The 301-nt window shown below is 65.8% G+C and carries 1 pseudogene; it reads right to left on the reverse strand.

The features are described from left to right. Nucleotides 1-301 (reverse strand): annotated as a pseudogene (locus FS767_RS22015) (DUF2812 domain-containing protein); the annotation flags it as partial.

Raw genomic sequence — 301 nt, forward strand, 5'->3', positions numbered from 1 at the left:
GCCGTCGAGCACGGCAAGGGGGTCGCGGCCCTGGTCGGCCAGGTGCTCGACCAGGATGAAGGTGAACAGCGCCAGGCGCTGGGCGGTCTTGTTGACCTGGGCGCCCATCTGCTCGGGCACGAAGTAGTAGAAGCCGCGCGGATCGCAGACCAGTTCGAAGCCGAGGGCGCGGAACAGGGCGCGGTACTGGTCCTGCTGCTGGCTGAGCTGGGCGTAGCTCTCGGGCTCACTGCGGGACAGGTGATAGCCCTTGAACAGCTCGCGGAAGATGGGTGCGAGCTGGGTCATTTCGTTGAGATCA

The organism is Pseudomonas sp. DE0010, from assembly GCF_007680745.1.
GTDB lineage: Bacteria > Pseudomonadota > Gammaproteobacteria > Pseudomonadales > Pseudomonadaceae > Aquipseudomonas > Aquipseudomonas parafulva_B.